Below are 2,013 nucleotides of genomic sequence, written 5' to 3'. Positions count from 1 at the left end.
TTGTTGACACCCTTACTGACAAAGAAAAAACTGAAATCAAGTCAGGATAAGAGTTGGAGTGCTTAATGAAAAAATTGTTAAGAAAGATCCCTATAAGGGATAGCTTATCAAGGGGGGACTAAGGGGGGATCAGAGGCAAAATCCATTTTTAATTTAATTATAACCAGCTACTTATAACACAAAGTCGAGAAGAGCCTCTTAACTTTTTTTGTATCAAAATTACTTGAACGGGAGCATTAAAAGGGGAGAATTAATCCCCCCCATCAATCTAGACAAAGAAACTATTGACTGGAATAGGGCCGAGCGCCGGTAAACTACCCGTTAACCCGGTGAGATTAATCACCAAATCATTAGCACTTTGGAAACCCCCCGTACCGTCGTTGATAATTAGGTAAGTGGTAGTAGTATTAGCAACCCGCACTAAAGCAGCACTGTTCATCCCGATAGCTTGATTTCCGGCTGTTGCGCCATTAGCATCGGTAAAGACGTTAGTAACAATGGTGTTAATATTGGTCGTGGTGCTATCTGTTGCCCGGGTAAAAGCGAGAGGGGCATTAATGGCCCCACCAAATTGACAAGGCATTACCCGTGCCATTAAGATTACCAGTACCAGTGAGGACGAGATTTTCCACGTTGTCAGAAAGGGTATAGGAAATGGAAACTCGCAGTGAAACACCTCGTGAAACTTGGCTGCAACCGATTGTCGCTCTTCTGGGAGAAGGGGAATTCGCCGAGGCTTATGCTTTGGCTGCATACTTTCCTAACACTCGTAACAGACAACTCGTACAACTTGCTGCATTGCTGGGACAAAATAAGTTTAGTGAAGCTGATACTCTCTTAAAGAAATTTGCTGCTGAAACTCAAAGCCTTGTAGCTGATTTTGCAACTATTCTGAGCCAAGTCGATTTGGACCTGCTTGAGACAGCTTATCAAGCTATTAAGGCTCGATATTTCCAGTTGGCTGATTTCTGTATTCAATTTCAACTGCTCACTCATCCAGAAACAAGCTTATCAGTAATCCGTGAGGGACTAAGGCTAAGAAAAACTGAATTTGTTCAAGACATAAACTCATATGTAAAGGTGGAACCGACGGTTAGGGTTCCACCCGACAAATTGGCAGGTGGAGAAGCGGATTTAAACAGAAAATATATCGGCAACCCGGGTTATTTTAACTCGAATAAAGGGAGTATTAACGAGCGTGGGGAGTTTATTCGGCCGCCTTGCTCTGAGCAGCCTAAACCCCTTCCGTCGTCTAATAGCGTAACAATTCAACGCCACACTCGAATCGAATTCCCATCAGAATGTGTTCTTGAGCAAAAAGCTGAGTTAAAGATTCAGCTAACTGAAGAGATTCCAGAATTTACTCGTGTTCAAGAAAAAATTTTGCTTACAGTAGGACGTAATACTAAGCAAGTTGAACTAAATGTCAAGGTTACTGCTCCAGCATTTGCCATAAGACCTTATCAGCAGCAGTTGACTGTTCCAGTTAAAGGCGATTCCAACGAAGTGATTTTTACCCTTGTTCCTCTTGAAAGAGGTGAGCAAGTTATTGAGATTGAGTTTTTCAGAGGAGCAACAAGAGTTGGGTATGTAATCGTTCAAACTAACGTAACTTTCTACTCGTATAATAAAATATCGCCAAAAGTTTTATCAATGGAAGACCCAATTGATGGTCTCAAAAACTTAGAAAGTATGACGGTTAATCCCGATAAACATACACTTAATGTTACTTGGATTGAGAGAGAAAGTAAATTACTCTATACTATCTTCCCTGCCAATCGCTTAGGCGAGTGGGAGAAAACAATTCCTAATATTCAGCAACAAATTGAAGATGATTTGCGAAGTTTGAATGCTTTCCTGACAGAAGTAGTGCGGCTCTTCGTTACCCTTTATGCTAAATCAACATACAAGATGCCAAGATAACATACTTCTAACCCAAAAATTCCGAAAGTTTCTCAAGCCATAGCCTCTCCGTTTTATTAGTTTAAGTTTATTGTTGATTCCCTCGACCAC

The 2,013-nt window shown here is 41.0% G+C and carries 2 protein-coding genes and 1 pseudogene; 1 reads left to right on the top strand and 2 read right to left on the bottom strand.

Annotation, left to right across the window (positions count from 1 at the left end; genetic code table 11):
• Positions 1–268: 268 nt before the first annotated feature.
• A pseudogene (locus PX482_RS06150) lies at positions 269–671 on the bottom strand (bluetail domain-containing putative surface protein); the annotation flags it as partial.
• On the opposite strand from PX482_RS06150, the gene PX482_RS06145 reads away from it, so the two are divergent.
• Positions 655–1,923 carry a hypothetical protein gene (locus PX482_RS06145; RefSeq protein ID WP_288025928.1) on the top strand — a complete coding sequence of 423 codons (1,269 nt, stop codon included), beginning with the start codon at positions 655–657 and terminating at the stop codon, positions 1,921–1,923. The pseudogene PX482_RS06150 and the gene PX482_RS06145 sit on opposite strands and share 17 nt — an antisense overlap.
• On the opposite strand, the gene PX482_RS06140 is transcribed toward PX482_RS06145, so the two are convergent.
• The coding region (locus PX482_RS06140; RefSeq protein WP_287627018.1) for a transposase at positions 1,900–2,013 on the bottom strand (114 nt) is incomplete at its 5' end. The two genes, PX482_RS06145 and PX482_RS06140, sit on opposite strands and share 24 nt — an antisense overlap.

It is taken from the genome of Microcystis sp. M53602_WE12 (assembly GCF_030065455.1).
Classification (GTDB): domain Bacteria; phylum Cyanobacteriota; class Cyanobacteriia; order Cyanobacteriales; family Microcystaceae; genus Microcystis; species Microcystis aeruginosa.
The sequence above is the reverse complement of the archived record's forward strand: the minus strand, read 5'-3'. Positions and strand labels throughout refer to the sequence as shown.